The organism is Rhizobium ecuadorense, from assembly GCF_001187535.1.
Lineage (GTDB): Bacteria > Pseudomonadota > Alphaproteobacteria > Rhizobiales > Rhizobiaceae > Rhizobium > Rhizobium ecuadorense.
Genome location: NZ_LFIO01001075.1, coordinates 64,573 through 91,572, shown reverse-complemented (window position 1 = coordinate 91,572; position 27,000 = coordinate 64,573). Strand labels below are relative to the sequence as shown.

Here is a 27,000-nt window from a genome sequence, read left to right as displayed (position 1 = left end):
CCGGTCAGCCCCCACGGTTCCGGATGCGTGGAAGACTTAACGAACAACGAGGTTTTGATGCCCTGGAGCAATCAGAATGGCGGCGGCGGCCCTTGGGGCGGCGGCGGCGGTAATAATCAGGGACCATGGGGCCAGGGGCCGAACCGCCCGCGGGGCGGTGGCAGCGGCAAGGGCGGACCGCCCGATCTGGAAGATATCATCCGGCGCGGTCAGGACCAGCTGCGCAACATTGTTCCCGGCGGTTTCAACGGCGGCGTGGCGGTGATCGTCGCGGCGGTCGTTGCGGTTTTCTGGCTGATCCAGTGCGTCTACGTGGTGCAACCGGACGAACGCGGCGTCGAGCTGCGCTTCGGCAAGCCGAAGGAAGAGATCTCGATGCCCGGCCTGCATTTCCATTTCTGGCCGATGGAATCCGTCGAGACGGTCAAGGTGACCGTGCAACAGCTGAATATCGGGGCGACGTCTGCGTCGTCGTCGAACGGCCTGATGCTGTCCAGCGACAAGAGCGTCATCAATGTGCAGTTCGCCGTGTTCTACACGGTCAGCGACCCGAAGGCCTATCTCTTCAACGTCGAAAATCCGGCAGAGACCCTGCAGCAGGTTTCCGACAGCGCCATGCGCGAAATCGTCGGGCGTCGTCCGGCACAGGACGCCTTCCGCAGCAATCGCCAGCCGATCGAAGTGGATGTGCTCAATATCGTGCAGGATACGATGAACCGCTACGGCGCGGGCGTGACCGTGACCGGCGTGACGATCCAGAACGTGGCGCCGCCGCGCGAAGTCGCCGATGCCTTCGAAGAAGTGCAGCGTGCCGGCCGTGACCGCGACAGCACGATCGAAGATGCCAACCGCTACACGAACCAGAAGCTCGGCCAGGCACGAGGCGATGCGGCGCGAATCCGTGAAGATGCGGCCGCCTACAAGAACCGTGTCGTCAAGGAGGCGGAAGGTGAGGCGCAGCGCTTCACTGCGATCAACGACGAATATACGAAAGCTCCAGAAGTGACCCGCAAGCGGCTGTTCATCGAAACGATGGAACAGGTGCTGAAGAGCTCGAAGAAGGTCATCATCGACGAGAAGCAGGGTGTGTTGCCCTATCTGCCGCTCAATGAGCTCGGCAAGCCGGCGCAGCAGGGAGGTTGAACCATGACATCGAACAGACTTCCCATCATTCTCCTCATCCTCGCCATCGTGCTGGTCGGGCTTTATTCGTCGATCTTCGTGGTGAATGCACGCGAGCAGGCGATCGTCGTCCGCTTCGGCCAGATCCAGTCGGTCAAGACCGAACCCGGCATCTATTTCAAGCTGCCCTTCGGCTTCATGGATGCCGACCGCGTCCAGCTTGTGGAAAAGCAGGCGCTGAGGCTCGATCTCGATAATATCCGCGTTCAGGTTCAGGACGGCCAGACCTTCGACGTCGATGCCTTCGTGATCTACAATATCTCGGATGTTCGCCGCTTCCGCGAAACGGTGTCGGGCGATCGCGAGGCCGCGGAAGCGCGGCTGAGGGCACAGCTCGATTCATCGCTGCGCCGCGTCTACGGCCTGCGCGACTACAATGCCGCGCTTTCTGAAGAGCGTGTCGCGATGATGCTGGAAATCCGGGACGACCTGCGCACGGATGCCGAAAATCTCGGCCTGCATATCGACGATGTTCGCATCCGCCGCACCGATCTTTCTCCCGAGGTTGCGCCCAACACCTATAACGCCATGCGCTCGGAACGCCTGGCCGAAGCCGAGCGTATCCGCGCGGAGGGTAATGAAGAAGGCCAGCGGCGCCGGGCCGTCGCCGACCGCCAGGTCGTCGAGTTCACCGCGGGCGCCCAGCGCGACGCGGAAATCCTGCGCGGTCAAGGCGATGCGGAACGCAACCGCGTCTTCGCCGACGCCTTCAGCAAGGATCCGGCTTTCTTCGAATTCTATCGCTCGATGGCCGCCTACTCCTCAGCGCTATCGTCGCAGGATACAACGTTGGTGTTGTCGCCGAATACGGAATTCTTCCGCTATTTCGACAATGCCGCCGGCGCCCTGCAACCGCCGACAAATCCGGCCGCGTCAGTTCCCGGTGCGGCTGCTCCCGCAGCACCCGCCCAGCCGGCGAACTGACGGCAAGGGGTGCCGCTCGCATCCCGACAATCCTGAAAGGGCCGGCCCGAGTGCCGGCCCTTTTTTCGTGGAAAGGTCGAGATAATCAGGCCTTTGCGAGGGTAAGTCATATTGCACGGGGATTTCGCGAAAAGGTGATTTCGCCCTCCATCATTCCGCCTTATGCTGGTGCTCAATGTGCGCATTTACCCCTTATGAGGAAGCTTGATGGCCCCCACGAATCGCTCGCCCTTCAGACGAACGCTCGCGTTTATGGCCAGCGCTGCAATTCTTGCGCATGCCGGCATGAACGGGGTCGCCTATGGGCAAACCGCGCCTGATACGACAGCGCCAGGAGTTGTCGCACCCGCTCCGGCTACTCCGGAAACGACTGCTCCTGCACCCACGCCGGCTGCAGCCGCTGCGCCGCAGCCGGCCGCACCAATTCAAGCCGGAGTGCCGAACAACGGTCCGGCTTCGGTCGCGGATCTGGCCGAGGGGCTGCTCGACGCCGTGGTCAACATCTCGACCTCGCAGAACGTGAAGGACGACGAGGGCGTCGGCCCAGCGCCGCGCGCGCCCGACGGCTCGCCGTTCCAGGAATTCTTCAACGACTTCTTCGACAAGAAACAGGGCAATAAGGGCGGCAATCACAATGTCAGCTCGCTCGGCTCCGGCTTCGTCATCGACCCGACCGGCTATATCGTTACCAACAACCATGTGATCGAGGGCGCCGACGATATCGAAGTCAACTTCGCCAATGGTTCGAAGCTCAAGGCAAAGCTGATCGGCACAGATACGAAGACTGACCTTTCGGTGCTGAAGGTCGAGCCGAAGACGCCGCTGAAGTCGGTAAAATTCGGCGATTCCAGCACAATGCGGATCGGCGATTGGGTGATGGCGATCGGCAATCCGTTCGGCTTCGGCGGTTCGGTGACGGTCGGCATCATTTCCGGACGCGGCCGCAACATCAATGCCGGCCCTTATGACAACTTCATCCAGACGGATGCAGCGATCAACAAAGGCAATTCCGGCGGGCCGCTCTTCAACATGAAGGGTGAGGTGATCGGCATCAACACGGCGATCATTTCGCCGAGCGGCGGCTCGATCGGCATCGGCTTCTCGGTACCCTCCGAGCTTGCCTCCGGCGTCGTCGACCAATTGCGTGAATATGGTGAGACGCGGCGCGGCTGGCTCGGCGTGCGCATCCAGCCGGTGACCGACGATATCGCCGACAGCCTCGGGCTCGACAGTGCCAAGGGCGCGCTGGTCGCCGGCGTCATCAAGGGCGGCCCCGTCGATGACGGTTCGATCAAGGCGGGCGATGTCATTTTGAAATTCGACGGCAAGACCGTCAGCGAAATGCGCGATCTGCCGCGCGTCGTGGCGGAAAGCACGGTCGGCAAGGAAGTCGACGTGGTGGTGCTGCGCGACGGCAAGGAGCAGACCGTCAAGGTGAAACTCGGCCGGCTCGAAGACAGCGATCAGGCGGCGGCATCCGGCGATGCGGCGCCCGACGGTTCGCAGGATGACGGCGTGATCACCCCGGATCCCGACGAGAACAACGACATGGACCAGCCGGATTCCGGCGATCAGGCCCAGCCCGCACCGGGTGCACCGGCGCCGGACCAACATCAGGGCCAGGTGTCACCGGATGCATCAACGCCGAAGAATGTGCTCGGCCTGTCGCTGTCGCTTTTGAGCGCCGAGACGCGCAAGGCTTTCGGCATTGCCGAGAGCGTCGACGGTGTCGTCGTGACGGAGGTGACGCCCGGCTCCGCCTCGGCCGAAAAAGGGCTGAAGCCCGGCGATGTGATCGTCGAGGTGGCGCAGGAGTTCATGAAGTCGCCGGATGCGGTCGCCGCGAAGGTGAAGTCGCTGAAACAGGAAGGCCGCCGCAACGCCCAACTGATGATCGCATCGGCGAATGGCGATCTGCGGTTCGTGGCGGTGCCGATGGAGTAGGGGAATTGCGGCGGTGATTTGATTGGCCGCTGCGGTTTCTACCCCTCGTTCCCGTGACAAGCGCTGGACAAGGAAGGAGAGGGCGTGCCGTGTGGTACCCCCTCTGCCCTGCCGAGCATCTCCCCCACAAGGAGGGAGATCGCAAGCGGCCTGCGCCCCCCTGCCTATCTACAGTTTCGTCGTGCTGGACGCTGATTAATTGGGGAAGCGGGTGCGCCCAGCCGATCTCCCCACCTGTGGGGAGATGCCCGGCAGGGCAGAGGGGGGCGGCCACGGACACGCGGGTGAAGGCGGAGGGTGTGTGCCGTGTCGGCTTCAACCCATCACAAAATCCGTCTTCCTATAGCCCTGGATGTAGAGCAGCGCCGTCAGGTCGCCGTGGTTGATGCGCATCTGCGCCTCGGCGGCAACAGCCGGTTTGGCGTGGAGGGCGACGCCGGCGCCGGCGAGGTGCAGCATGCCAAGGTCGTTGGCGCCGTCGCCGACGGCGATCGCATCCTCAGGCGAAATGCCGAGGCGAGCCGAAATCTCGTTCAGCGCATCGACCTTCGCCTGCTTGCCGAGGATCGGTTCGGCGACGAAGCCGGAGAGGATGCCGCCGTCTTCGAGCAGCGTGTTGGCGCGGTTCTCGTCGAAGCCGAGTGTGGCGGCGATGCGGCTGGTGAAGACGGTGAAGCCGCCGGAGACGAGGGCGGTGTAATGGCCTTTCGACTTCATGGTGGCGATCAGTTCCGGGCCGCCCGCCGTCAACGTGATGCGCTTGGCGATCACTTCGTCGACGACCGATATCGGCAAGCCCTTCAACAGGGCGACGCGTTCACGCAAAGCGGGTTCAAAAGCGATCTCGCCGTTCATGGCGCGGGCGGTGATGATCGCCACCTTCTCCTTCAGGCCGACTTCGGCGGCAAGTTCGTCGATGCATTCCTGGCCGATCATCGTCGAATCCATGTCGGCGATCAGCAGTTTCTTGCGGCGGCTCTCCTGCTCCTGGACGACGAGGTCGATCGGCGCGCCTGATATGACGGCGAGAATAGTGGCCTCGGCGGCTTGCGCATCCGTGCCGTCACGCAGCGCGATGTCGCAGGCGATGCCGTCGGCCAGCCAGTAGAGGCCGGAAGCGTTCACCGCTTCGGCCGCCTGTTCGGCGATCTTGGGTGTCAGCACGGGATTTGACGGATTGGCAACAAGCGTGGCAACGAGAGCCATGATGGAAAACCTTCTGAGCACAGTGAACGCGATCCTGATAACCGGGCCGACCGCCAGCGGCAAGTCCGCGCTCGCCGTCGAATTGGCCAAGCGCCATGGCGGCGCGGTCGTCAACGCCGACAGCATGCAGGTCTACGATACGCTGCGGGTGCTGACCGCGCGCCCGTCGGAAGAGGAGATGCAGGGCGTGCCGCATCATCTCTACGGCCACGTGCCTGCGGGTGCGGCCTATTCCACCGGCAGCTGGCTGCGCGATGTCTCGGCGCTGCTGCCGGCGCTCAGGGCCGCCGGCCGGCTGCCGGTCTTCGTCGGCGGCACCGGGCTTTATTTCAAGGCGCTGACCGGCGGCCTCTCCGATATGCCCGAGATACCTGAGGCGCTGCGGGAGGACCTGAGGACACGGCTGCTGGAGGAGGGGCCGGAGGGGCTGCATGCCGAGCTCGCCGAGGCTGATCCCGCCATGGCGGCCAGTCTCAACCGCCAGGACGGGCAGCGCATCGTCCGGGCGCTAGAAGTGATCAAGGCGACGGGACGGTCGATCGCCGATTTCCAGGGCCGGTCGGGACCGGTGGTGATCGACGCCGCCCAGGCTCGCAAGATCGTCGTGCTGCCGGACCGGGCGGTGCTGCATCAGCGTATTAACGGGCGTTTCGAAAAGATGCTGCGCGAAGGCGCGGAAGACGAGGTGAGGGCGCTGCTTGCGCTCGACCTGCCCGCCGAGGCGCCCGTGATGAAGGCGATCGGGGTACCGCAGATCGCGGCGATGCTGAGCGGCGAGATGACCCGCGACGAGGTGCTGGAGAAGGGCGCTGCGGCGACCCGGCAATATGCCAAGCGTCAGATGACATGGTTCCGCAACCAGATGGACGGGAGCTGGGAGCGGCTGACGCTTTAGCTGGCGGCGAACCCGTCAGCCGCCGCACTTGTGCTGGGCATCGGGCAGAATCCAGCTTTCATGGGTGCGGCCGTTGGTGACGAGGAATAGCCTCCCGCCCTCGTCGGGGCTGCAATCGCGGTCGATCTCGACCAGGCACATGGTGACCAAATCTCCGGGCTTCGATCTGATCAGCGCTTCCTCCCTGTTATAAGAGACCTGGTAGCCGTCATTGGCATAATCGATACCCGTGCCGTTATCGAAGTCCGCATCGTCAGCCGCGCCGCCATTGTCGAGGCGGGGATGGACTTCAAGAACCGATGTGGTCGCACAGCGACCGGCCTTCTCAGGGATCGCGGTCGCCTCGGGCAGCTTGCTGCCTGCAAGAGACTGGGCTGAAACCCCCTGCATGAAATCGGTTTTGTCAGGCGAGATATTCCAGAGGACGGCGAGATAGGCGCTCAGAATGCACGACCTGTCGTCGCCGCAATCGCGCCGATCCGCCAGGAAATTGCGGGCCGTATGGACGTTATCCTCGTCGGGCGCTGCTTTTTTCTGAGCGGCATAGCGTTGGTTGAAAAGCTCGTCGAGCCGGGAGAGCTGACTGTCGCTGCAGACGATCTTTTCATCGGCGCTGCCCGCCTTGGAGCAGTCGAAGCCGGCAGCCCCCGCCGCCGTCGCGAGAAGAACGCCGACGCTGAAGACAATGATGAAGTTCAAGATGGATTTCACGATCGCCCTCTCCGAAAAGCTGCCGTCTCCCACGGCGCAACGCACACTCGCATCAGGGCGCGGACTCATCAATGCGTAGCCGTCAGTTCACATCGCCCCACCGGCCTCTATGTCGGGGGCGCCGCTGGCATAAGGCCGTGACGGCGCATGATTTCCGCGATCTTGGCCCGGTCCGGCGGACCACCGTTCGCTGCGTTGAGCACCGCGAAAGCCTCGCGGAAATACTCCGGTCCGATCGCTGCCGGCGTGACCACGCAGAGCGCCTTCACGTCTTGGCTGCCGTTGTTGTCGAACCGATGGACGGCGCCGCGCGGAATGCAGAGCGCTTGCCCCGGCCCGACGTCGATCTGTTTTCCGTTGACCGTCCAGGTCAGCACTCCCTCGAGGCCGTAGATCGTCTCTTCGTAGTGGTCGTGGCTGTGCGCCGGGGCCGGCAGTCGTAGCGCGGCCGGGACCATGAGCTCGAAGGCGGCAACGCTTCCGTTCGAGTTGTCCGCAGTCAGCAGGAAGCGAACCGCGAACCCTTTGGTGCCAATGGTTTCATCGGAAGGATTAACGCGAGGATCGATGGTTCTCTGTGGCATTTTGGAAATTCCTCCGGTAAACTACATTTACTACTTAGCAGTAAACTCAATTTACCGGATCGTCAATGCCGCCATCCATGAAGGCTTGCCAGTGAGAACCGAAGACATGCTGATCGGCGCCCTGCTGCGCGTGCCGGCCCAGGCGATCCAGCGCCGGCTGATCAAAGGACTGAACGCCGCCGGTTTTGACGAGCTGCGTCTGCCGCATATGGCGGTCCTGCAGTTTCCAGGGCCGGACGGAGCACGGCCGGGCACGATCGCCGAGCGCTCCGGCATGAGCAAGCAGGCGATCAACCAGCTGCTCCGCAGCCTCGAGGGTTTCGGCTATATCGTCCGCTCCGACGTTCCGGGTGAAGCCAGCGCGCGCATCGTCCGGTTTACCGAACGTGGACACGCCGCATTCTCGAAGATGGTCGACATCTTGCGCGACATCGAGGACGAGTGGCGCGCCGAGCTTGGTCCGGAGCGTTTCGCCCAACTCAAAGCGCTGCTGTTTGTCGTCTGGGACAGTCCATTGGCGCGCTAGCCGAAGCCATTTGCAAATTCCTCACTCTTTCACAGCGGCATATGTGCGCTTGTCTGCCGTTTCACGCAGCCTCAGCAGTCTGACGAGTTCGCCGACCGCGGCCTGCAATTGCTCCGGCAGAAATCCGCCGAAGCCCAGCATCAGGCCCGGGCGCGCCGGCTGCGTGGCATACATCGGGGAGATTGCCCGCACCGCGAGGCCGGCCGACAGGGCACGGGCTGCGAGTTGCACGTCGTCGGCCCCCTCGGGCAGCCACAGAAGAATGTGCATGCCCTGGTCGCTCGGCTGAATGCGGCATCCCTCAGGCAAGGGCCGCTCGAGGCTTGCGAGCAGGATTGCGCGGCGCTCGGCATAGAGGCCGCGGATGCGGCGGACATGGGCTTCGAAATAGCCTTCCCTCATATAGGCCGCCAGAACGTGCTGTTCTGCGGTCGGCGAGTGCCGGTCGAGAATGGCGCGGGCACCGGCGAAGGCTTCCGCGAGCGGAGCAGGGGCGATGACATAGCCGAGGCGCAGCGATGGAAAAAGCACCTTGCTGAAGGTGCCGAGATAGACGACGCGAGAGGGACGCAAGCCCTGCATCGAGGGGAAGGGGTGTCCGGCATAACGCAGCTCGCTGTCGTAATCGTCCTCGACGATCCAGGCGCGGTTTTGATCTGCCCAGGCGATCAGGGCGTTGCGGCGGGCCATGCTGAGCGGCATGCCGACCGGATATTGATGCGACGGGGTGACGAAGGCGGCGCGCGCCTGCGGGCAAAGTTCGAGGCCGCGTTCCACGTTCATTCCCTGCGCATCGACCGGGATGCGGTGCGTCCGTACGCCGAGATCGTCGAGCACGGCCGTCAGCCCGGGATAGGCCGGATCCTCAGCCCATGCCGGATCGTCGCGCGACAGCAGCACACGCCCCGCCAGGTAGAGGCCTTGCTGGGTGCCCGACGTGACGATCACCTGTTCCGGTTCGCAGTGAACGGCCCGTGCGCGGCGGACGTGGTCGGCGATAGCGACCCGCAGTTCGTACAGTCCCATCGGATCTTGGTAGCTTCCGGGGGCTGCCGCTTTCGACGCGCGCACGCGATTGCCGAGGCGGCGCCAGTTGTCGTCGGGCGCGATGCCGGAAGCCGGGACGGCGATGGCGAAGGGAATGGGCGGGTGGGGGATGAGCGCGCGGGCGATCGATATCAGCCGGGCCGCCGGGGACGGCAGGTCGATGGCATCGGCGCCCGGCGGCGCTGCCGGTGCGGGCGGAAACGCCGGCGTCGCGTCCACCAGGGCCGAGGCAACACGGGTTCCGGCCCCGACCTTCGCTTCGAGATAACCTTCGGCGGTCAGTTGATCGAACACCCCGACGACGGTGCCACGGGCTATCTTCAAGGACGCAGCAAGGGTGCGCGTCGAAGGGAGGCGTTCGCCCGGCCTGAGCTCTGCGCTTGAGATCGCGCTGCGCAGGGCCTGGGCAAGTTGGCGGCCGACATCGGCCGTTCGGTCGATGGCTTTGAGCGACGGGATCTCGATGGAGCTGCGCCGCTTGGACATGACAAAATGGCCCATGAAAATTCTTGAAAATGGCGCTTCATGATGGACCAATTTTTGAGGAGAAGGAAGCGAAGTGGATGTTTCCGGAAAGAATGAAATGCAGGATCTTCTCGTCGTCTATATCGCCTATGTCATCGCGGCAGGCAGTCCCGGGCCAAGCAACATGGCCATCATGAATGTAGCGATGCGCCAAGGGCGGCGGCCGGCCCTGGCGCTTGCCGCCGGGGTGATAACGATGTCGACATGCTGGGGGCTGATCGCGGTCACGGGCATTTCGACACTGCTTGTCCGCTATGCCCACGCGCTGCTGGTCCTCAAGATCGCAGGCGGCGTATACCTCCTCTGGCTCGCCTGGAAAGCGGCTCGCTCGGCGGCCGCCCCGGATGCGCCGGCGGGTGAACTCGCCCAGCCTGCTGCGGAGCTCGGCGTGCTCTATCGCCGCGGGATTCTGATGCATCTCGGAAACCCGAAGGCGGTTCTGGCCTGGGTCGCGATCATGTCGCTCGGTCTTAAGCCTGGCGCCTCGCCCGAGACGGCCGTCACGGCGTTTGGCGGATGCGTGCTCCTCGGGATCTCGATATTTTCCGGCTATGCCGTGCTGTTTTCGACGGCGCCGATGGTGCGCGGCTACGCGCGGGCGCGCCGCTGGATCGAGGGAAGCCTCGCCGTCTTCTTCGCGGGCGCCGGATCGCGCCTGCTGTTCTCCCATTGACCGCTTTTCTCAGGATCGCATCATGTCTTCAGTGTCTCCGTTTCATGGCCTTTCGGCTTTTCCGCCAACCCCCGCCGACACGGATGGCCGGGTGAACACCGAGGCCCTTTGCCGCCTTCTCGAGCCTTTGCGTGATGCGGGCGTCGCCTCCATCGGTCTTCTCGGCAGCACCGGGATCTATGCCTACCTCACACGCGAGGAACGGTTGCGGGCCGTCAGGGCGGCGGTCGAATGCGTTAAAGGGCGTATTCCCATCGTCGTCGGTGTCGGCGCTCTCAGGACAGACCACGCCTGCGATCTTGCGAGGGATGCCGAAATGGCCGGCGCGGATGCGCTTCTGCTGGCGCCGGTCTCTTATACGCCTTTGACCCAGGAGGAAGCCTACCAGCATTTCCTGGCGGTCACGAAGGCGGCGGCGCTGCCGCTTTGCATCTATAACAATCCCGGCACGACTCACTTCACCTTCAGCCATGAGCTTCTGCAGCGCCTCTCCGATATCGAGACGATAGGGGCGGTGAAGATGCCGCTGCCGGCCGACGGCGATGTGCGAGGGGAACTCGCGGCATTGCGTGGAAAGACCGATCTCGCGATCGGTTATAGCGGTGACTGGGGTGCGCCCGAGGCGCTGCTCTCAGGCGCCGATGCCTGGTACAGCGTCGTCGGCGGCTTGCTGCCGCGCACGGCACTTGCCTTGACCAAGGCGGCGACGGCAGGCGACGGTAATGAGACGCGCAGGCTCAATGGGCTGCTTGAGCCGCTTTGGAAGATGTTCAAGGAATTCGGAAGCATCCGTGTGGTCTATACCCTGGCCGAGCATCTTTTGCTGGTCCAAGCAGAGCTGCCGCGGCCTCTCTTGCCACTTGGGCCGACGGAGCGGCAGCGTGTGCTCGACGTTGCCGAGCCGCTCGCAGCCCTGGAGCGTCAATCCTTGTTGTAGAGGCTGCTCAGCGGTTTTTTCAGGATGCTTTCGCGTAGCGATGTGCCGGGCTCCCTGCGAGTGACCGCGGGCTGATCCGTTGGCGGTGCCGGCCGGGGAAAGACCGGTTCTTCGCGGCGCATCTCGCGGCGGAGCGCGTCCAGCCGGGGATCGATCGCCGACGGCGCGGCGGGGTCGAGCCGCGGCGCCTGCGGCAGCAATTCGCGCCGGTAGGATTCGAGCGGGGCGGATGGCGGGGCAGGCGAGGCATAGGGCTTGTCGTCGATATCCTCGTCGGTCGCATCAACCTCGTCGGGGGCTGGCGCTGATGCGGCATAGCTCTGCTGGAAATTCGAAATGTCGGGTCCGACGGTCACCGCCCGCATGCGGGTGACGATCTTGCGCAGATCGACCGTATCCGGATCTTCCTCGCTGTGTTTGCTGTTGGCGCTGGCAGCCTTCGGCAGCAGGCTCTCGTCGACGCGGGAAAAGCGCATGCGCATCGGCACGCTGATCGCCTCGCCGAAGGCGATCGCCTCGCCATTGCCGATCGAGGAGATAAAGCTCGTGGTCGAGATCGATGAGTTCGGGATGGCCGAGCGGATGATTTCCTGGTCGCGGTCATTGGCGAGGCGCATGGCAAACAGCGTCGAGCACTGCGACAGGATCGTCTGGTCGAGTTCGCCCGGCCGCTGGGTAATGATCCCCAGCGAGACGCCGTATTTGCGGCCCTCCTTGGCGATTCGGGCGATCGCCTGGCGCGTCGGCACGAAGCCGAGGGTCGGATCGGAGGGGATATAGCGGTGGGCTTCCTCGCAGACGACGAGCATGTGGATGGCGCCTTCGCTCCACAGCGCCACCTCGAAAGCCATGCGGCAGAGCACGGAGGCGACCGAATTGACCACCTCGGAGGGAATGCCGGCCAGCTGGAAGGTGCAGATCGGCCGGTTTTCGCCGGGAACGCGGAAGATTTGCGCGATGGTCTCGGTGATCGTGTCGCTGATCGTGTTGTTGGAGAACATGAAGTGATAGCGCGGATCGTTGATCGCGGCGATGAGGCGCATCTTCAGCGACCGCAGGAAAGGTTTTTCGGTGCGGCCTTCAAGGCGGCCGATGCGCTCGTCGATCAGCGCCAGCAGATCGGCCATGCGGTAGGGAACGGGGGTGTCCGCGGTGATCGAGCTCTTTTCCGTGGTGCGGCGCACCAGCGAGTTGTCGCTGCCGCGGAAAGCGCGCTTGGCTTCCGGCAGGATATCGCGCAGCATGTCGAGTTCCTCAGGCACCGGCGGGCGGCCGCGAAAGACGACTTCGGCGAATTCCTCCAGCCGCATCAGCCAGAAGGGCAGGTCGAGCGTATCGGTATCGATGGTGACGGCGTGCTTGGGAAATGCGGCGGCGAATTCGTTGTGCGGATCGAGGATCAGCACCCGCAGCTTCGGGTTGGCTGCGATCGCCTTATGCAGCAGCAGCGACACGGCCGTCGACTTGCCGACACCGGTGGAGCCGACGACGGCGAAATGTTTGGAGAGCATCGAGGGGATGTGGATCGCCGCATCGATGCTTTCGTCCTGCGTCAGCTTGCCGATGACGGCGGTCGTATCCTCTCCGGCATCGTAGATGCGCACTAGGTCGGCGGCGCGGATGCGGTGGGCGATGGCGCCGAGATAGGGATAACGCGAAATGCCGGTGGAGAATTCCTCGCGCCCGTCCTCGTCGACACGGACTTCCCCGAGCAGCTCGGTCTCGATCTTGAAATTATTGTCCTCGCCTTCGCCCCAGGCATGGCTGCCAGTGTTCATCTGATAGACGAGGGCAACGACGCGGTTGCGGCCGACGCTGATGGAAATCAGCCGGCCGACGGACCAGAGTTCGGTAAGATCGGTGCCGCCCTGTTCGGCGACGGCGGCAATTGTTGCCCTGGATCCGCTGCACGCAACGACGCGGCCGAGAAAGCGATTTCCCGGCGCATGGCCATCGCGGCGGTCATGCTCGCCTGCCTTGCCAGACACGCGCAAGTCGTTGTTGAGCACAGGGCTACTCCCTACAATGGGGATTAATGATAAAGTCCATCCTTTAACAAATCCTTCAAACCATGGTTTTTAGAGGGTAAAGGAGGGCGGATGGATTTTTATTGCGGCATGCGTTGACGCTGCGAAATTTTCTGTCTATCACTTCCGACCATGAAAATCGCAACGGCTCTTATCGTGGTGGGAAAGCGCATGGGCAGGATGGTGTAACCATCCGGCGGTAGCCACCCATGCGCTAGATGACAGGCTCCTCCGGGGCCTTTTTTTATGCCCGAAATTCGGGCTTCCGGCCACAAACGCAAATCCCAGCATAAACGGAACAGACAGATGAGCACGGACAATCAGGCGGCAGGCAATCGGATGACGGGAGCGGAGATCGTTCTCAAGGCGCTGAAGGACAACGGCGTCGAACATATCTTCGGCTATCCCGGCGGCGCGGTTCTGCCGATCTATGACGAGATCTTCCAGCAGGAAGAGGTCAAGCACATCCTCGTCCGTCACGAGCAGGGGGCAGGCCATGCGGCCGAAGGCTACGCTCGCTCCACCGGCAAGGTCGGCGTCATGCTGGTCACCTCGGGTCCGGGCGCCACCAATGCGGTCACGCCGCTGCAGGACGCGCTGATGGATTCGATCCCGCTCGTCTGCCTGACCGGTCAGGTTCCGACCCCACTGATCGGCTCCGATGCCTTCCAGGAATGCGATACGGTCGGCATCACCCGGCCCTGCACCAAGCACAACTGGCTGGTCAAGGACGTCAACCAGCTCGCCGCCATCATTCACGAGGCCTTCCGCATCGCCCAGTCCGGCCGTCCGGGCCCCGTCGTCGTCGATATTCCGAAAGACGTGCAGTTTGCGACCGGCACCTATACGCCGCCCGCCGATTACACGATCCAGAAGAGCTATCAGCCGAAGATTCAGGGCGACCTCAACCAGATCCATGCAGCGATCGAGCTGATGGCGACTGCGCGCCGTCCGATTATCTATTCCGGCGGCGGCGTCATCAATTCCGGCCCCGAGGCCTCCAAGCTGCTGCGCGAGCTGGTCGAACTCACCGATTTCCCGATCACCTCGACGCTGATGGGCCTCGGCGCCTATCCGGCTTCGGGCAAGAACTGGCTGAAGATGCTCGGCATGCACGGCTCCTACGAAGCCAACATGGCGATGCATGACTGCGACGTCATGGTCTGCATCGGCGCCCGCTTCGACGACCGCATCACCGGCCGCCTCAATGCCTTTTCCCCGAATTCGAAGAAGATCCATATCGATATCGATCCGTCTTCGATCAACAAGAACGTCCGTGTCGATATCGGCATCCGCGGTGATGTCGGCCATGTCCTCGAAGATATGGTCCGCCTGTGGCGGGCGCTGCCGAAGAAGCCGGAGAAGAACCGCCTCGAAGACTGGTGGACCGATATCGCCCGCTGGCGGGCGCGCAACTCCTTCGCCTATACGAGGAGCAATGACGTCATCATGCCGCAATATGCGCTGGAGCGGCTTTATGCGCATACCAAGGACCGCGATACCTACATCACCACCGAAGTCGGCCAGCATCAGATGTGGGCGGCGCAGTTCTTCGGCTTCGAGCAGCCGAACCGCTGGATGACATCGGGCGGCCTCGGCACGATGGGCTACGGCCTGCCGGCGGCCCTCGGCGTGCAGATCGCCCATCCCGACAGCCTCGTCATCGACATTGCCGGCGACGCCTCGATCCAGATGTGCATTCAGGAAATGTCGGCGGCGATCCAGCACGATGCGCCGATCAAGATCTTCATCATGAACAACCAGTATATGGGCATGGTGCGCCAGTGGCAGCAATTGCTGCACGGCAACCGCCTGTCGAACTCCTATACCGAGGCGATGCCCGATTTCGTCAAGCTGGCGGAAGCCTATGGCGCCGTCGGCCTGCGCTGCGAAAAGCCCGATGAACTCGACGACGCCATTGTGGAGATGATCGAGGTCAGGAAGCCGGTGATCTTCGATTGCCGGGTCGCCAATCTCGCCAACTGCTTCCCGATGATCCCCTCCGGCAAGGCGCATAACGAAATGCTGCTGCCTGATGAAGCCACCGACGAAGCGGTCGCCAATGCGATCGACGCCAAGGGCCGCGCGCTCGTCTGACATTTTTAATTTGCGCATAATCCTTTCCGAAAATCGTTTTCGATTTTCCGGGTTATGCGACAGGGAAGAGGAAACTCAAGACCATGAACGCACATCTACAGCCCACGGGCTCCGCCTACTTCATCTCGCCGGAAACGGCGGCCATCGAAAGCCACACGCTTTCCATTCTTGTCGACAACGAGCCGGGCGTTCTTGCCCGGGTCATCGGCCTGTTTTCCGGCCGCGGCTACAATATCGAGAGCCTGACGGTCTCCGAGACCGAGCATCAGGCGCATCTTTCCCGCATCACCATCGTCACGCGCGGCACACCGCACGTGCTGGAGCAGATCAAGGCGCAGCTCGAGCGGATCGTGCCGGTGCACCGCGTCGTCGATCTGACGGTGCGCGCCCGCGAGCTCGGCCAGGAGCGGCCGATAGAGCGCGAGGTGGCGTTGGTCAAGGTGGTCGGCGAGGGCGAGATGCGCGCCGAGACGCTGCGCCTTGCCGATGCCTTCCATGCCAAGGTGGTGGATGCGACGATCGATCACTTCATTCTGGAGATCACCGGCAAGTCCTCGAAGATCGACCAGTTCGTGGCGATCATGAAACCGCTCGGCCTCATCGAGGTCTGCCGCACTGGCATCGCGGCGATGAACCGCGGCGCGCAGGGGATGTAAGTCCGGCACTGCAGTAGTGCCGAAAGCCGCTGGAGATCAAAGCATCTCCAGCGGCTTTTTCTTTGCCGGCGGCGGGAAGGCGGCGTCGAGTGCCTGCCAGTCCTCATCGGTGATCTCAAGCGAAACGCAGTCGCGATTCTCAGCCGCGCGTTCGGCATTCGACGTTTTCGGGATGACGATGACGCCGTCGCGTTCGAGCAGGAAGGCCAGCGCCAGCTGGGCGGGTGTTGCCTGATAAGCCTTGGCGATGCGGATCAGTTCGGGATGGTGCAGGATATGTCCCTGCTCGATCGGTGAATAGGCCATGACGGGAATGCCGCGGTTCTGGCACCAGGGCAGGAGATCATATTCGATGCCGCGGCGGGAGAGATTGTAGAGCACCTGGTTGGCCGCGACGTTGGCGCCGTCGGGAACCCTGAGCAGCTCCTCCATGTCGTCGGTATCGAAGTTGGAGACGCCCCAGGCGCCGATCTTGCTTGAGGCTTTCAGCATTTCGAAGGCGGCGACGGTCTCGGCAAGGGGATAGTTGCCGCGCCAGTGCAGGAGATAGAGATCGATGCGGTTGGTGCGGAGCCGTTCGAGACTGCGCTCGCAGGCTTCGATCGTGCCTTCCAGGCTGGCATTCCAGGGATAGACCTTGCTGACGATGAAGACCTCGTCGCGCCGTCCGCTGATCGCCTGGCCGACGATCTCCTCGGCGCCACCGTCGCCGTACATTTCGGCGGTGTCGATCAGCGTCATGCCGAGATCGATGCCCGCCTTGAGGCTTTCAATCTCCATCTTTGCATGGCCGGCATCCTCGCCCATGGCCCACGTTCCCTGGCCGAGCGCCGGCACTTCCGTGCCGTTCGGGAATTTGACGGAGGGGATAGGGTCGTCCTGCATGTTTTTCTTCCTCCGCAAAAGATTGGGCCGTGTCTCCATCTTTCAAGTAATCCTGTCACCATGACAATGATGCAATGGCATGGGTGGTTTTGGACAGTTATGCTGACCTAAATAAAAGGCCTGCGGGAAAAGCCGGTCTCGGGAGGTCGCATGCCGCTGGATACGCTTTTCGCCCTCGTTCTCTTTGCCTTCACGACGTCGATCACGCCGGGGCCGAACAATATGATGCTCTTCGCTTCGGGCGTGAATTTCGGCTTCCGCAGGACGATCCCGCATATGTTCGGCATCGGTGTCGGGTTCTTCTCGCTGCTCATCGGCGTCGGCCTCGGGCTCGGCGCGGTGCTGCATACGATGCCGGCCGTCTATACGGCGTTGAAATTAGCCGGTGGCGCCTATCTCGTCTGGATCGCCTGGAAAATCGCCTCGTCGCGGTCGATCAGCGAAGGCAAGAGCGCCGTCGAGCCGATGTCCTTCTTTTCGGCGGCGGCCTTCCAGTGGGTCAATCCGAAAGCCTGGGTGATGGCAGTCACCGCGATGGCGACCTATACCAATCCCGAGCTCTATCTCGTCAGCGTGCTTCTCGTCGGCCTCGCCTTTGCGGCGGTCAATGTGCCGAGTGTTTCGACCTGGGCAGGCTTCGGCTCGGCGCTCAGGGAATGGCTTTCTGATCCGGTGCGGCTGAAATGGTTCAATATCAGCATGGCGGTGCTTCTGGTGGCGAGCCTCTGGCCCATGCTAAAATAAGGCGATCGACGGTTTTGTCAGCATCAGCCAGAAAATGCCGATGACGGCTGAGAAGGCCGGAAAGCCGAAAGCGAACCAGACGCGGTAGAGGCTGAAATAGGCGGGCGGCAGGGCGCCTCCCGATGCTGCGGCGGCGCGGGCGAGATCGCGCAGCCGGATCTGGATCCAGACGACCGGCAGCCAGAACAGGCCGGTGACGACGTAAAGCAGCAGCGACAGCGCGATCCAGCCCTCCGACAGGTCCCAGCCGATCGAGCGGGCAAGGAGATAGCCTGTCACGGGCTGGAAAATGGCGGCCGTCGCCGTGAAGATCGTATCGGCAACGACGACGGTTCCGGCGACATGGGCGATCAGGACGGGATCGCGCGTGCGATGCGCCATCGCCATGAAGAAGGCGATGCCGGCACCGGTGCCGAAGAGCACGGTCGCGCCGATGACATGGGCAAGCAGCAGCCATTCCTCGAGCATCAGCGTTCATCCAGGATGGCAAGCGCCGTCAGCGTCAGCAGGATCGACGGCAGCACCTTGACGAGGGGCCCAAGCGGATCGAGCCAAAGCGTCGGTTCGAGCAGGCTGGCGCCGGTGAGATAGGCGAAGGAGACGGCGAGCATCCCGAGAAGGGCGCGTCTGGCGAGTGGACGCACAAGCACGGCAGCGCCGAGTGCGGCGTCGATCAGACAAGTCGCAAGCGTCAGCGCCGTTGCCGCCGCTTCGGGCATGAACGGCAGGAAGTGGGCGGATGTCTTTTCCAGCGCCAGCAGCGGGATCAGGCCGGAGAGCAGCCAGAAGGCGGAGAGGCCTGATATGACGAGCGGTTTCAGGAGATAGAGCCGGGCGAACCAGAGATCCTGCACGCCGGAGGGATTGGCCGAGAGCATTGCCGCCGCCGATGTCGCGACGATGCCGCTTTCTCCTTTCGCGCTTCGGATGCCCTCCGACATCACAGTCATCGCCGTCGAGCGCAGTGGCGAACGCCAACCGAGCAGCCCTGCTATATCGGCAAGCCACGTCACGGGCTTCGCAAGCCATGGAGCAAGGGAAAAGACGCGGGCGGGCGGCAGGCCAAGCCATTGCCGGTGAAGGCTGACGAGATCGGCGAGCGTCAGAACCTCGTCGGCGGCAAGATCGATATCACCCCGGAGGCCGCCTGCGACCGCCCGCGATACGGCTTCCGCCACATCGTCCACCGACAGCGTTTCGATCTGGCTTTCGGCATAGACGAGCGGCAGCGCCAGGGGGAGGGCGGCAAGCGCCCGAAGCAGAGACGAACCGCCATGGGCATTGCGGCCGAGAACGAGGGCAGGGCGCAGGATGAGGCAAGGCAGGCCGCTTGCCGCCAACGCCTTGTCGGCTCGCCGCTTGGTAACCAGGAAGGGCAGGTCGCCCGCAGCACCCGCCGTCCTTGCCGATATCTGGACGATCAGCGGACGGGAGCGTTTCGCCGCGGTGTAGAGCGCCAACATCGCCTCGGCTTGCGTGGCGGCCAGATCGTCCGACAGGCCGTCCTGCAGCGCGCCGGCGCAATTGACGACGGCATGCTGGTCTTTGAGGATCTCGTCCCAGTCCTCAGGCTTCGTTATGCGGGAGAGATCGGCACGGCGCCAGTTGATCGCCGGCTGTTTCAGGCGGGCACGCGTGGGATTGCGGCCAAGCCCGGTCACGGCATGCCCATCGGCGACGAGCCGGGCCGCGACAACGGAGCCAATGAAGCCGGTTGCGCCGAGAATCAGAATGTTCATGGCGGGAGATTAACCGAAAAGATCAGGGCGCATAGAAGGGCTTGGCGGGGTTGTGGTGTGTGGTAGAAAGAGCGGTGAATATTTCCACGAAGGATGTTTGAGGGAGAGCGAGGCCTCGCCTCATCTCCCCTTCTCCCCATCGGGGAGAAGATGCCGGCAGGCAGATGAGGGGGTGAGCGGCGAAGCTGCGAATGCACTGAGCGCAAGCGAAGGGCAATCATGAAGGGATTGCCGTGTGGCCCCCTCATCCGACCCTGCGGGCCACCTTCTCCCCGCTGGGGAGAAGAGGGTGCAAGGGGCTGACCTTACCCATCCTTCGGCCGCGCGAGAGTAAGTGGGGCGCCTATCCGCGTTCCGAGAGGATATTGCTATGCACGACGACGACCACGACCATCACCACAGTCACGGGCACCACCACGACAACCACTATTCCGACATGCAAGCCCGCGTCAAAGCGCTGGAAACGCTGCTGACGGAGAAGGGGCTCATCGACCCTGATGCGATCGATGCGATTGTCGAGACCTATGAGACGAAGGTGGGGCCGAGGAATGGCGCGCATGTCGTCGCGAAAGCCTGGAGCGATCCTGATTTCGCCGACTGGCTGAGGCGCGATGCGACGGCGGCGATCGCCAGTCTCGGTTATACCGGCCGGCAGGGCGAGCATATGCGCGCCGTCTTCAATACGGCCGAGACCCATAATCTCATCGTCTGCACGCTCTGCTCCTGTTATCCCTGGTCGGTGCTCGGGCTACCGCCGGTCTGGTACAAGGCGCCGGCCTATCGCTCGCGCGCCGTCATCGATCCGCGCGGCGTGCTTGCCGAATTCGGGCTGACGCTACCGGAGGAGAAAAAGATCCGTGTCTGGGATTCGACGGCGGAGCTGCGTTATCTCGTCATCCCCGAGCGGCCGGAAGGCACGGACGGAATGGACGAAGCCGCACTTGCCGGTCTCGTCAGCCGCGATGCGATGATCGGCACGGCGGTCGCCGGCAGCCCGGAGGCTCTGCCATGAACGGACCGCACGATCTCGGCGGGCAGATGGGCTTCGGGCCTGTTGCGCCCGAGAAGGACGAGCCCTATTTCCATGCCGAATGGGAAAAGCGGGCGCTCGGCATCACGCTTTCCTGCGGCGCTTTCGGCGCCTGGACGATCGATGAAAGCCGGCATGCCCGCGAAAACATTCCGCCGGCCGATTATCTCGCTGCCAGCTATTATGAGATCTGGATCCGCGGCGTCGAGACGCTGCTCGCACGACACGGCTTTGCCACGCGCGAGGAGCTGCTCTCCGGGCGAAAGCTGCAGGCAGGCACGGTGCCGAAGCGGGTGCTGAAGGCGGAGATGGTCCCGAGCGCGCTGGCGAAAGGCGGGCCTTGCGATCGTCATGTGGAAACCGCCCCGCGCTTTGCGGTCGGCGAGACGGTAAGGACGAAGAATTTCAATCCGGCCACCCATACACGGCTGCCGCGTTATGCGCGCGCCAAGACAGGCGTCGTCGAGGCTGTGCAAGGGGCTTTCGTCTTCCCCGACGACAATGCGCATGGCCGAGGCGAAAATCCACAATGGCTCTATACCGTCGTTTTCGACGGCGGCGCGATCTGGGGCGAGGGAGCGGATCCGTCGCTGACGGTCTCCATCGATGCGTGGGAGAGTTATCTTGAGCATTTGTGAGACGCCGTCTCAGCTGGCGCAGTTGCCAGGCTTGCCGAGGTCGCCGGAGGGCGGACCGGTTTTTCCCGAGCCTTGGGCGGCGGACGCTTTCGCCATGACGGTGCATCTGCATGAGAGGGGGCTGTTCGCCTGGGGCGAATGGGCCGAAGCCCTGTCTAAGGAGTTGCATAAGCCCGGTCGTGCCGAAGATGGCAGCGATTATTTCGACGGCTGGGTGGCGGCTCTTTCCGAACTGCTCGTCAGCCGCGGCATAGCGGATGCATCTGTCATCCTCGACCTGCAGCAGAGCTGGCAGCGGGCCGCGGAAGCCACGCCGCACGGGCAGCCGATCGAACTCGCCAACGATCCAAAGCGCTGACCTTCACGATGGAAACTGCCTGTAGCATTCCTCGGCCACACTACGCAGAGTTTCACGCGTGATTTCGCCGGTGACGGCATAACCGAGTTCGCCGTCGATCCAGTAGAAGGTCTCGAGATTGCCCGATGAGGCGAAGCGGAAACTCGTCGTGCGGTTTTCCGTGTTGCGGCCGACGATGACTGTCAGGCGCTCGCCGGCCTGGTTCTCGTACATGAACATGGCGCCCGGCCTGTCATCGACCGGCAGCAGGCGGCCGCCGACCAGCTTGAAGCCGAGCGGCTGCAGGTTCGGGATCTTCAGGTTCTGGATGGCGAGGCGCTTGCCGAGCCAGGTGGCGAGATGGGCTTCCTCGTCGGCGAAGACCTCGACCGGGTGGCGAACCTCGGCGGCATAGACCATGAACGCGGTCTCAGCCTGCTTCGGCAGGGTTTCGGAACCGGCAAGCTGCAGTTCCGGCCTTTCCAGCAGTGCCGGGCCGTAGTGGCCGCTGACGGCGCCGAGCGCGAAGACGACGAGGGCCGCGGCGGCGACCGTCAGGCGTCTCCACGCCGATGAAACGGTGCGGGGGGGTGATAGGAGCAGGATGTCGGTGTCCTTCGCCTGCTCATATCCTGAAAACAGCGACCGGATACCGCTATTCTGCGCCTGCCATTCGGCGACCAGCGCCGCCTCGTCGGGATTGTCGGCAAGATAAGCTTCGACGCGGGCACGCGCGGTTTCCGGCAACTGGCCGTCGGCATAGGCGTGGAGATCGGCTTCGGTGACGATCGGGTTGGTCTCGTTCATTTCGGTCTCCGAAGCGTAATGACGTTGTCGGCTTTCAGCCGCTCGGCAACGCGCTGGCGGGCACGCGACAGCCGGGACATGACGGTGCCGATGGGGATATCGAGCGCGGCGGCGACTTCGCCGTAGGTGTATCCCTCGATGACCACGAGCATCAGCACGGCGCGGTGCTCCTGCGAAAGACTGTTCAGCGCATCGTCGAGCCGGGCACGCGCCAGCGGATCGGCCGGCGGTTCGGGGGCGGCGATATCCTCGGCGGCGTCGAGTTCGACCAGGCCGTCGCGTGCCTTGCCGCGCCGGCCGTTGCGGTAGAGATTGGTCATGATGGTCAGGACCCAGCCGCGCAGATTGAGGCCGCGCCATTGGCCGCGGCGCGCCAGTACCTTCTCGACGCAATCCTGGAGCAGATCCTCGCCATCGGCATCCGAGCGCGTCAGGCTGCGCGAATAGCGCCTGAGCGAGGGGAGGAGGGCCAGGATCTGGCCCTCGAAACTTTCAGGTGCGGGTGTCTTCACGCCAGCTCTCTTGTCATGAAATCAGGGCTTGGCAAGGTCCCAGTTGCCGCCGACGCCGTCGCCGGTGATGTCGCCCGCCTTCTTGTCCTTGACCCAGTAATAGAGCGGCATGCCGTCCTTGGCCCATTGCTTCGTGCCATCCTTACGATCGATGATCGAATATGCACCATCGGCCTTGGCATCGGAAGCGGCCATCAGCGGCGGCCAGTTCTTGGCGCAGTCGTCGTTGCAGTTGGAAACGCCCTTGGCGTCCTTTTTGAAGGTGTAGAGGGTCATGCCGTTTTCGCCGGCAAGAACCTTGCCCTTGGCGGATTCGACTTCCTTGACAGGAGCGGCTGCGAAAGCAGCGGTCGCGGCGAGGGCGGCGGCGGCCAAGACGGACAGGAATTTCGCGGATGTCATGATGTCTCTCCTTGAGATTGGGCACGCAATTTCGCGATACCTGAGATGAGACACGAGACGCGGCGGTTTTATTCCCGACGCATGGAAAGTTTTATGGCAGGAGGCGTGCCGGAGCCCGTGCCGACATTCCGCGGGCAGGGGCGAAGGCCGGTTTGCGCGGTCATTTACATCACGCCTATTTGCGGATAGTGTATATCCTTAATTCCGTTCGCAGAACCAGTATTACGCGAGTTGCTGAATGATCCTGAAAAGCCAGGTCGAGTGGGCGCTCCATTGCTGCGCCATTCTCGCGGGCCTGCCCGAAGGCAGGTATCTCTCCACCAAGGCGCTCGCCGAGCTTCATGGCCTGCCGAAGGAATATCTTTCCAAGGCGCTGCAGAGCCTTTCGCAGGCATTGCTGGTCGATACCACGCTCGGCCCGAGCGGCGGCTACAGGCTTGCCAGACCCTCGTCCGAGATCAATTTCCTCGATATCGTCGAGGCGGTCGAGGGCAAGGCGCGCAGCTTCACCTGCACGAACATCCGTGACAACAACCCCTGCCGGCCGGCCGGCTATTGCGACAGCAAGCCATGCGCGGTCGCGCGCGTCATGTGGGAAGCTGACGAGGCCTGGCGGAATACGTTGAGAGCCGTCCGGCTCTCCGATCTCGTCGATACTCTGTCCGAGGAAGTGCCGGCCGATATCTGGCGGAGCACATTCCAATGGGTGCTCAAGCGCACCGGCTGACCAGGAAAGATTCTATGCCCTGAAGATGGTCCTGATGGTTTTCAGAATGGCGTGCGCGCTGTGGGCGGGTTCCGCGGGCAGGGCGGCGCCGTTGCGAAAGCGCTCCGCGCGGCTGGCGAGATCTTCGGCGATTTCTTCCGCCAGCGCCGGACGCTCGTTCAGCAGCGGCGCGAAGGCCTGCTGATCGATTTCATAGACGGTCACGGGGGTTAGAGCCTCCAGGGTGCAGACTTCCTGCATGCCGGCGAGCAGTCCGGTCTCTCCGAAAAAATCACCGGGCGCGAGCCGCCCGCGCTCCCCATCTCCCTGCCGCGCCGCGATAATACCGGCCCGCAGCATCATCAGAGACGGCAGCATTTCGCCCTCCTGCACGATCACGTCGCCCTTGCGGAATTCACGCACGGTGGTGGTCTCGGCGAGTTTTTGCTTTTCATCTGAAGTCAGCGTCGCAAAGACCGGAATGGCCTCGATCAGTTCGAGCGGCGTCACGCGCGGCGGTCGTGCGCTCTCTTCGGTCGGCAGATCGCCCGTCAGGACCGAGGCCGCCGCCGGAACGGCGAGAAGCAGGCCGGCCGATTTGCAGTGGCGATAGACGAGATCGAGCACCTCGTTTCGCGCCAGCACGCGCTGGCTTGGGCTCTTCACCCGGAACTGCAGTTCGACCTCCAGCGCTGTCGCGTCCAGCCCCTTCAACGCAACGACCGGCGGCGGTTCGCGCACGATGGAATTGCAGCTTGCAAGCGCCGTTGTCATGACGTGGCGAACCGATGCCGGCATCCGCGTCGGGGCGATGCGGATGGTGAGGACCAGCAGATGGCTCTCGTCCGGCCGGCTGATATTCGTCAGTCCGAGCTTGGCCAGAAAACTGTTCGGCAGAACGACGATGTTGTTGGCGCTGGTCAGGATATGCGTCGCGCGCCAGTTGCTTTCGATGACGCGGCCTTCCGTGCCGTCGCTCAAAAGGATCCAGTCGCCGATGACATAGGGCCGGCCGAGTGTCAGCGCGATGCCGGAGAAGACGTCGGCGAGCGTATTCTGCAGTGCAAGGCCGAGAATGATGGCGACCACACCCGAGGTCGCAACGAGGGTGCCGATCGGCACCCCGAAGACGAAGGCCAGAACCGACAGCGCCATGCCGATATAGACGACGCCGATGACGAGATCCTGCAGCAGGCGGGCTTCTCGGGGACTGCCTTCCAGAACGAGATACAGCCTGATGAAACCGATGACGGCCCATGCCAGGTGAATCCACCAGAGCGTTTTCGCGACGATGACGAGAAGAGCCTGCGGGTCTTCCGAGCCATATCCCTGAAAGCGGTGGGGTTCGATGCCGCTGTGGACGAGGATCAGCGTCATCACGCCGAAGAAGAGGATCTGCACCACCAGCCGGGTCGTCGGCCGCTGGCTGGAGAGGAAATACCAGACGACGATACCGGCGAAGCCGACTGTTATCAGGGATATCAGAGGCTTGCCGAAGAGTGCGTCGTAGATCATCTCTCTGTCTCCGGGAGGGGCGGCGGGCGATACATGATTGAGCATGTCTGCCGCCCGCGCAAGCATTGGCCCTGCGCGGACGAGTTTGGCGGCCCCTTACTTCTTGAGGGGATAGGTCAGCTCTTTCTGGTTGGTGTCGACCACGAACACAGCGAGCAGGCGGGCGGGCTTCGTTTGGCTGCCGTTGGCGCTGACCCCGTGGCGGTCGCCCGGCATTTCCGAGAAACTCTCGCCGGCATGATAGACTTTGACCGGGCCGTCATTGACCTGGCTGCGGATGTCGCCTTCGAGCACAGTGGCGTAGATGAAGGCCGAGTCGGGATGGGTGTGGCCCTCGGAGAAGCCGCCGGGAGCATATTCGACCAGCACGCCCTTGATGTCCTTGCCCGGCACGTTCGGAAGCTCGTGTTCATAGACGAGGGTGACCTTGGCAGATTTGCTGCTGTCGTGGGCGCCGGCGCCGGTGGCTGCCAGGCAGATAAGGGCGGCGGCGAGGATCGATGTTCTGATCATGGGTATCTCCATCTTTGCTGGGTGGCAGGACGCGTCCCAGTGGCCGCGTCCCCGGGGCAAATCACTTGGGCTGGGCGGATTTCGCGAACCATTGTTCGAAGGTGATCGAACCCAGCCGCGGCTTGTCGTCGGAAACGGGCGACTGGTCGTTGAGCCGGACGCCGAAATATTTCGCTTCCGGATCGGCCTCGACTTTGCGTGGATCGTTCATGGCCTTGACAGGCGGACTGTCTGGCCGACCGTACCCGACTGGGCGATACCGCCAAGGAATTCCATGAACTGCGTCGAATGCACGATGGTGTAGGGAATGCCCGACGCCTTGATCCGCTTTTCCTGGGCGAGCTTGCCACGGAAGTAACCGCTTTCCTGCAGCCGCTCGGTGCCGACGACGGAGAGCGCGACATGATGCTTCACGCCGGCAATTTTCTCGGCGGCGAGAAGATTGCGCCCCGAGGTCTCGAAGAATTCGAGCACGGCCTTGTCTTCGAAGGACGGCGAATTGGCAAGGTCGAGCACGATTTCCGCAGCCTCGAGCGCCTCTGCCAGCCCTTCTCCCGTGATCGTATTGACGCCGGAGTTCGGCGAGGCGGCAATCACGTCATGCCCCTTCTGGCGCAGGCGTTCGACAGTCTTCGAACCGATGAGGCCGGTTCCGCCGATGACAACGATTTTCATAACAGATCTCCGTTCGCCGCCGGGATGCGGCGGCGTCAAAGGTGAATCTTCTCAATGAATTGTGAGGGTTAGTTCAGGCCAGCCTTGTCGAGGCCGTAGGCCTTGTCGGCCGAACCGGGGACGGTCTTGAAGCCGACATTGACGCGGTTCCAGGCATTGATCGCCATGACGACGAAGGTCAGGTCGGAGATTTCCTTTTCGGAAAGCTGGCCGCGCACCCGTTCATAGATCTCGTCGGGAATGCCGCCTTCGGGAAGTTTCGTCAGGGCTTCGGTCCAGGCAAGGGCGGCGCGCTCGCGGGGAACGAAGAGGTTCGATTCCCGCCAGATGGCGATGTGATGGAGCCGCAGTTCGGTCTCGCCGTGGATCTTTGCCTGCTTCACATGCATATCCAGACAAAAGCCGCATCCGTTGATCTGCGAAGCGCGGATTTCGATCAGGGCCTGGAGCTTCTCGTCGATCACGCTGCTGCGCAATGCCATGCTGAATTCCATGAACTTCTTGAAAAGCTCGGGGGACTGCTGGGCGTAGTTCAATCGCTGGCTCATCTCATTTCTCCTCAA

28 protein-coding genes and 1 pseudogene are annotated in these 27,000 nt (G+C 63.1%); 14 read left to right on the top strand and 15 right to left on the bottom strand.

Annotated elements, in window-relative coordinates; genetic code table 11:
- The first annotated feature begins 57 nt into the window (after positions 1-57).
- The 3 genes from hflK to AF337_RS20875 all read left to right on the top strand — a co-directional run bounded on the left by hflK (position 58) and on the right by AF337_RS20875 (position 4,050).
- Positions 58-1,143, top strand: coding sequence for an FtsH protease activity modulator HflK (gene hflK, locus AF337_RS20885; protein ID WP_049733596.1), 1,086 nt, complete (start codon positions 58-60; stop codon positions 1,141-1,143).
- Positions 1,144-1,146: 3 nt separating this feature from the next.
- Entirely contained in the window at positions 1,147-2,106 is a 960-nt protein-coding gene (gene hflC / locus AF337_RS20880) for a protease modulator HflC (RefSeq protein ID WP_049733595.1), read from the top strand.
- Between the two features lie 207 nt (positions 2,107-2,313).
- Entirely contained in the window at positions 2,314-4,050 is a 1,737-nt protein-coding gene (locus AF337_RS20875; protein ID WP_049733594.1) for a Do family serine endopeptidase, read from the top strand.
- A gap of 315 nt (positions 4,051-4,365) precedes the next feature.
- Here AF337_RS20875 and serB read toward each other — a convergent pair whose 3' ends face one another.
- Positions 4,366-5,256 (bottom strand): phosphoserine phosphatase SerB, encoded by an 891-nt coding sequence (gene serB / locus AF337_RS20870; protein WP_049733593.1) that lies wholly within the window; start codon positions 5,254-5,256, stop codon positions 4,366-4,368.
- Between serB and miaA the strand changes: the two genes are divergently transcribed.
- Positions 5,255-6,151, top strand: a complete 897-nt coding sequence (gene miaA, locus AF337_RS20865) for a tRNA (adenosine(37)-N6)-dimethylallyltransferase MiaA (protein WP_082336842.1) — start codon at positions 5,255-5,257, stop codon at positions 6,149-6,151. The two genes, serB and miaA, sit on opposite strands and share 2 nt — an antisense overlap.
- 15 nt (positions 6,152-6,166) lie before the next feature.
- On the opposite strand, the gene AF337_RS20860 is transcribed toward miaA, so the two are convergent.
- On the bottom strand, positions 6,167-6,862 hold the full coding sequence (locus AF337_RS20860) for a lysozyme inhibitor LprI family protein (RefSeq protein ID WP_049733591.1): 696 nt from the start codon (positions 6,860-6,862) through the stop codon (positions 6,167-6,169).
- 107 nt (positions 6,863-6,969) lie between these two features.
- Positions 6,970-7,446 carry a cupin domain-containing protein gene (locus AF337_RS20855; protein ID WP_049733590.1) on the bottom strand — a complete coding sequence of 159 codons (477 nt, stop codon included), beginning with the start codon at positions 7,444-7,446 and terminating at the stop codon, positions 6,970-6,972.
- 91 nt (positions 7,447-7,537) lie between these two features.
- Between AF337_RS20855 and AF337_RS20850 the strand changes: the two genes are divergently transcribed.
- Positions 7,538-7,972 (top strand): MarR family winged helix-turn-helix transcriptional regulator, encoded by a 435-nt coding sequence (locus AF337_RS20850; RefSeq protein ID WP_244471289.1) that lies wholly within the window; start codon positions 7,538-7,540, stop codon positions 7,970-7,972.
- Between the two features lie 21 nt (positions 7,973-7,993).
- On the opposite strand, the gene pdxR is transcribed toward AF337_RS20850, so the two are convergent.
- Positions 7,994-9,505, bottom strand: coding sequence for a MocR-like pyridoxine biosynthesis transcription factor PdxR (pdxR, locus tag AF337_RS20845; protein ID WP_193393650.1), 1,512 nt, complete (start codon positions 9,503-9,505; stop codon positions 7,994-7,996).
- Positions 9,506-9,602: 97 nt separating this feature from the next.
- On the opposite strand from pdxR, the gene AF337_RS20840 reads away from it, so the two are divergent.
- Together AF337_RS20840 and AF337_RS20835 are read left to right on the top strand one after the other, a co-directional pair.
- The gene (locus AF337_RS20840; protein WP_049733714.1) at positions 9,603-10,217 is read left to right on the top strand and encodes a LysE family translocator; all 615 of its coding nucleotides are present in this window, start codon (positions 9,603-9,605) and stop codon (positions 10,215-10,217) included.
- Positions 10,218-10,239: 22 nt separating this feature from the next.
- Complete coding sequence (locus AF337_RS20835) at positions 10,240-11,154, top strand: dihydrodipicolinate synthase family protein (RefSeq protein ID WP_049733587.1); 915 nt, start codon at positions 10,240-10,242, stop codon at positions 11,152-11,154.
- Here the strand turns inward: AF337_RS20835 and AF337_RS20830 are convergent.
- Positions 11,139-13,163 (bottom strand): ATP-binding protein, encoded by a 2,025-nt coding sequence (locus AF337_RS20830; RefSeq protein WP_049733586.1) that lies wholly within the window; start codon positions 13,161-13,163, stop codon positions 11,139-11,141. The two genes, AF337_RS20835 and AF337_RS20830, sit on opposite strands and share 16 nt — an antisense overlap.
- A gap of 324 nt (positions 13,164-13,487) precedes the next feature.
- Here AF337_RS20830 and AF337_RS20825 point away from each other — a divergent pair, with 324 nt between their 5' ends.
- Positions 13,488-15,278, top strand: a complete 1,791-nt coding sequence (locus tag AF337_RS20825) for an acetolactate synthase 3 large subunit (RefSeq protein WP_082336841.1) — start codon at positions 13,488-13,490, stop codon at positions 15,276-15,278.
- 83 nt (positions 15,279-15,361) lie between these two features.
- Entirely contained in the window at positions 15,362-15,934 is a 573-nt protein-coding gene (gene ilvN / locus AF337_RS20820) for an acetolactate synthase small subunit (RefSeq protein WP_003593459.1), read from the top strand.
- Positions 15,935-15,970: 36 nt separating this feature from the next.
- Here the strand turns inward: ilvN and AF337_RS20815 are convergent, their stop codons facing one another.
- Complete coding sequence (locus AF337_RS20815; RefSeq protein ID WP_049733585.1) at positions 15,971-16,819, bottom strand: aldo/keto reductase; 849 nt, start codon at positions 16,817-16,819, stop codon at positions 15,971-15,973.
- A 150-nt stretch (positions 16,820-16,969) separates the two neighbouring features.
- Between AF337_RS20815 and AF337_RS20810 the strand changes: the two genes are divergently transcribed.
- The gene (locus AF337_RS20810) at positions 16,970-17,563 is read left to right on the top strand and encodes a LysE family translocator (RefSeq protein WP_049733584.1); all 594 of its coding nucleotides are present in this window, start codon (positions 16,970-16,972) and stop codon (positions 17,561-17,563) included.
- Here the strand turns inward: AF337_RS20810 and AF337_RS20805 are convergent.
- Together AF337_RS20805 and AF337_RS20800 are read right to left on the bottom strand one after the other, a co-directional pair.
- Positions 17,555-18,031 carry a DUF2269 family protein gene (locus tag AF337_RS20805; RefSeq protein WP_049733583.1) on the bottom strand — a complete coding sequence of 159 codons (477 nt, stop codon included), beginning with the start codon at positions 18,029-18,031 and terminating at the stop codon, positions 17,555-17,557. The genes AF337_RS20810 and AF337_RS20805 overlap by 9 nt on opposite strands.
- Complete coding sequence (locus tag AF337_RS20800; RefSeq protein ID WP_049733582.1) at positions 18,031-19,302, bottom strand: SDR family oxidoreductase; 1,272 nt, start codon at positions 19,300-19,302, stop codon at positions 18,031-18,033. The genes AF337_RS20805 and AF337_RS20800 overlap by 1 nt, the downstream gene beginning before the upstream one ends.
- A 370-nt stretch (positions 19,303-19,672) precedes the next feature.
- On the opposite strand from AF337_RS20800, the gene nthA reads away from it, so the two are divergent.
- The 3 genes from nthA to AF337_RS20785 are packed head-to-tail and all read left to right on the top strand — an operon-like array spanning position 19,673 to position 21,328.
- Entirely contained in the window at positions 19,673-20,314 is a 642-nt protein-coding gene (gene nthA, locus AF337_RS20795) for a nitrile hydratase subunit alpha (protein ID WP_049733581.1), read from the top strand.
- The gene (gene nthB / locus AF337_RS20790; protein WP_049733580.1) at positions 20,311-20,970 is read left to right on the top strand and encodes a nitrile hydratase subunit beta; all 660 of its coding nucleotides are present in this window, start codon (positions 20,311-20,313) and stop codon (positions 20,968-20,970) included. The genes nthA and nthB overlap by 4 nt, the downstream gene beginning before the upstream one ends.
- Entirely contained in the window at positions 20,957-21,328 is a 372-nt protein-coding gene (locus AF337_RS20785; protein ID WP_049733579.1) for a nitrile hydratase accessory protein, read from the top strand. The genes nthB and AF337_RS20785 overlap by 14 nt, the downstream gene beginning before the upstream one ends.
- Positions 21,329-21,331: 3 nt before the next feature.
- Here AF337_RS20785 and AF337_RS20780 read toward each other — a convergent pair whose 3' ends face one another.
- Genes AF337_RS20780 through AF337_RS20770 form a run of 3 tightly spaced genes read right to left on the bottom strand, consistent with a single transcriptional unit; the run spans position 21,332 to position 23,028 of the window.
- Positions 21,332-22,114, bottom strand: a complete 783-nt coding sequence (locus AF337_RS20780) for an anti-sigma factor family protein (RefSeq protein WP_049733578.1) — start codon at positions 22,112-22,114, stop codon at positions 21,332-21,334.
- Entirely contained in the window at positions 22,111-22,626 is a 516-nt protein-coding gene (locus tag AF337_RS20775; RefSeq protein WP_049733577.1) for an RNA polymerase sigma factor, read from the bottom strand. Before AF337_RS20775 ends, AF337_RS20780 begins: the two co-directional genes overlap by 4 nt.
- 21 nt (positions 22,627-22,647) lie before the next feature.
- On the bottom strand, positions 22,648-23,028 hold the full coding sequence (locus AF337_RS20770; RefSeq protein WP_049733576.1) for a COG4315 family predicted lipoprotein: 381 nt from the start codon (positions 23,026-23,028) through the stop codon (positions 22,648-22,650).
- Between the two features lie 238 nt (positions 23,029-23,266).
- Between AF337_RS20770 and AF337_RS20765 the strand changes: the two genes are divergently transcribed.
- Positions 23,267-23,755, top strand: a complete 489-nt coding sequence (locus AF337_RS20765) for an RrF2 family transcriptional regulator (RefSeq protein ID WP_049733575.1) — start codon at positions 23,267-23,269, stop codon at positions 23,753-23,755.
- A gap of 12 nt (positions 23,756-23,767) precedes the next feature.
- Here the strand turns inward: AF337_RS20765 and AF337_RS20760 are convergent, their stop codons facing one another.
- The 4 genes and pseudogenes from AF337_RS20760 to AF337_RS20745 all read right to left on the bottom strand — a co-directional run bounded on the left by AF337_RS20760 (position 23,768) and on the right by AF337_RS20745 (position 26,985).
- Positions 23,768-25,249 (bottom strand): mechanosensitive ion channel family protein, encoded by a 1,482-nt coding sequence (locus AF337_RS20760; RefSeq protein ID WP_049733574.1) that lies wholly within the window; start codon positions 25,247-25,249, stop codon positions 23,768-23,770.
- Between the two features lie 96 nt (positions 25,250-25,345).
- Positions 25,346-25,762 (bottom strand): cupin domain-containing protein, encoded by a 417-nt coding sequence (locus AF337_RS20755; protein WP_049733573.1) that lies wholly within the window; start codon positions 25,760-25,762, stop codon positions 25,346-25,348.
- Between the two features lie 61 nt (positions 25,763-25,823).
- A pseudogene (locus tag AF337_RS20750) lies at positions 25,824-26,437 on the bottom strand (SDR family oxidoreductase).
- A 68-nt stretch (positions 26,438-26,505) separates the two neighbouring features.
- Positions 26,506-26,985, bottom strand: a complete 480-nt coding sequence (locus AF337_RS20745; protein WP_049733572.1) for a carboxymuconolactone decarboxylase family protein — start codon at positions 26,983-26,985, stop codon at positions 26,506-26,508.
- Between the last annotated feature and the right edge of the window lie 15 nt (positions 26,986-27,000).

Bases quoted from the DNA above. Each gene is read 5' to 3' on its own strand.
- hflK (WP_049733596.1), top strand. From the start codon at position 58: ATGCCCTGGAGCAATCAGAATGGCGGCGGCGGCCCTTGGGGCGGCGGC.
- hflC (WP_049733595.1), top strand. From the start codon at position 1,147: ATGACATCGAACAGACTTCCCATCATTCTCCTCATCCTCGCCATCGTG.
- AF337_RS20875 (WP_049733594.1), top strand. From the start codon at position 2,314: ATGGCCCCCACGAATCGCTCGCCCTTCAGACGAACGCTCGCGTTTATG.
- miaA (WP_082336842.1), top strand. From the start codon at position 5,255: ATGATGGAAAACCTTCTGAGCACAGTGAACGCGATCCTGATAACCGGG.
- serB (WP_049733593.1), bottom strand. From the start codon at position 5,256: ATGGCTCTCGTTGCCACGCTTGTTGCCAATCCGTCAAATCCCGTGCTG.
- AF337_RS20855 (WP_049733590.1), bottom strand. From the start codon at position 7,446: ATGCCACAGAGAACCATCGATCCTCGCGTTAATCCTTCCGATGAAACC.
- pdxR (WP_193393650.1), bottom strand. From the start codon at position 9,505: ATGTCCAAGCGGCGCAGCTCCATCGAGATCCCGTCGCTCAAAGCCATC.
- AF337_RS20840 (WP_049733714.1), top strand. From the start codon at position 9,603: ATGCAGGATCTTCTCGTCGTCTATATCGCCTATGTCATCGCGGCAGGC.
- AF337_RS20835 (WP_049733587.1), top strand. From the start codon at position 10,240: ATGTCTTCAGTGTCTCCGTTTCATGGCCTTTCGGCTTTTCCGCCAACC.
- AF337_RS20825 (WP_082336841.1), top strand. From the start codon at position 13,488: ATGAGCACGGACAATCAGGCGGCAGGCAATCGGATGACGGGAGCGGAG.
- ilvN (WP_003593459.1), top strand. From the start codon at position 15,362: ATGAACGCACATCTACAGCCCACGGGCTCCGCCTACTTCATCTCGCCG.
- AF337_RS20815 (WP_049733585.1), bottom strand. From the start codon at position 16,819: ATGCAGGACGACCCTATCCCCTCCGTCAAATTCCCGAACGGCACGGAA.
- AF337_RS20810 (WP_049733584.1), top strand. From the start codon at position 16,970: ATGCCGCTGGATACGCTTTTCGCCCTCGTTCTCTTTGCCTTCACGACG.
- AF337_RS20805 (WP_049733583.1), bottom strand. From the start codon at position 18,031: ATGCTCGAGGAATGGCTGCTGCTTGCCCATGTCATCGGCGCGACCGTG.
- AF337_RS20800 (WP_049733582.1), bottom strand. From the start codon at position 19,302: ATGAACATTCTGATTCTCGGCGCAACCGGCTTCATTGGCTCCGTTGTC.
- nthA (WP_049733581.1), top strand. From the start codon at position 19,673: ATGCACGACGACGACCACGACCATCACCACAGTCACGGGCACCACCAC.
- nthB (WP_049733580.1), top strand. From the start codon at position 20,311: ATGAACGGACCGCACGATCTCGGCGGGCAGATGGGCTTCGGGCCTGTT.
- AF337_RS20780 (WP_049733578.1), bottom strand. From the start codon at position 22,114: ATGAACGAGACCAACCCGATCGTCACCGAAGCCGATCTCCACGCCTAT.
- AF337_RS20770 (WP_049733576.1), bottom strand. From the start codon at position 23,028: ATGACATCCGCGAAATTCCTGTCCGTCTTGGCCGCCGCCGCCCTCGCC.
- AF337_RS20765 (WP_049733575.1), top strand. From the start codon at position 23,267: ATGATCCTGAAAAGCCAGGTCGAGTGGGCGCTCCATTGCTGCGCCATT.
- AF337_RS20760 (WP_049733574.1), bottom strand. From the start codon at position 25,249: ATGATCTACGACGCACTCTTCGGCAAGCCTCTGATATCCCTGATAACA.
- AF337_RS20755 (WP_049733573.1), bottom strand. From the start codon at position 25,762: ATGATCAGAACATCGATCCTCGCCGCCGCCCTTATCTGCCTGGCAGCC.
- AF337_RS20745 (WP_049733572.1), bottom strand. From the start codon at position 26,985: ATGAGCCAGCGATTGAACTACGCCCAGCAGTCCCCCGAGCTTTTCAAG.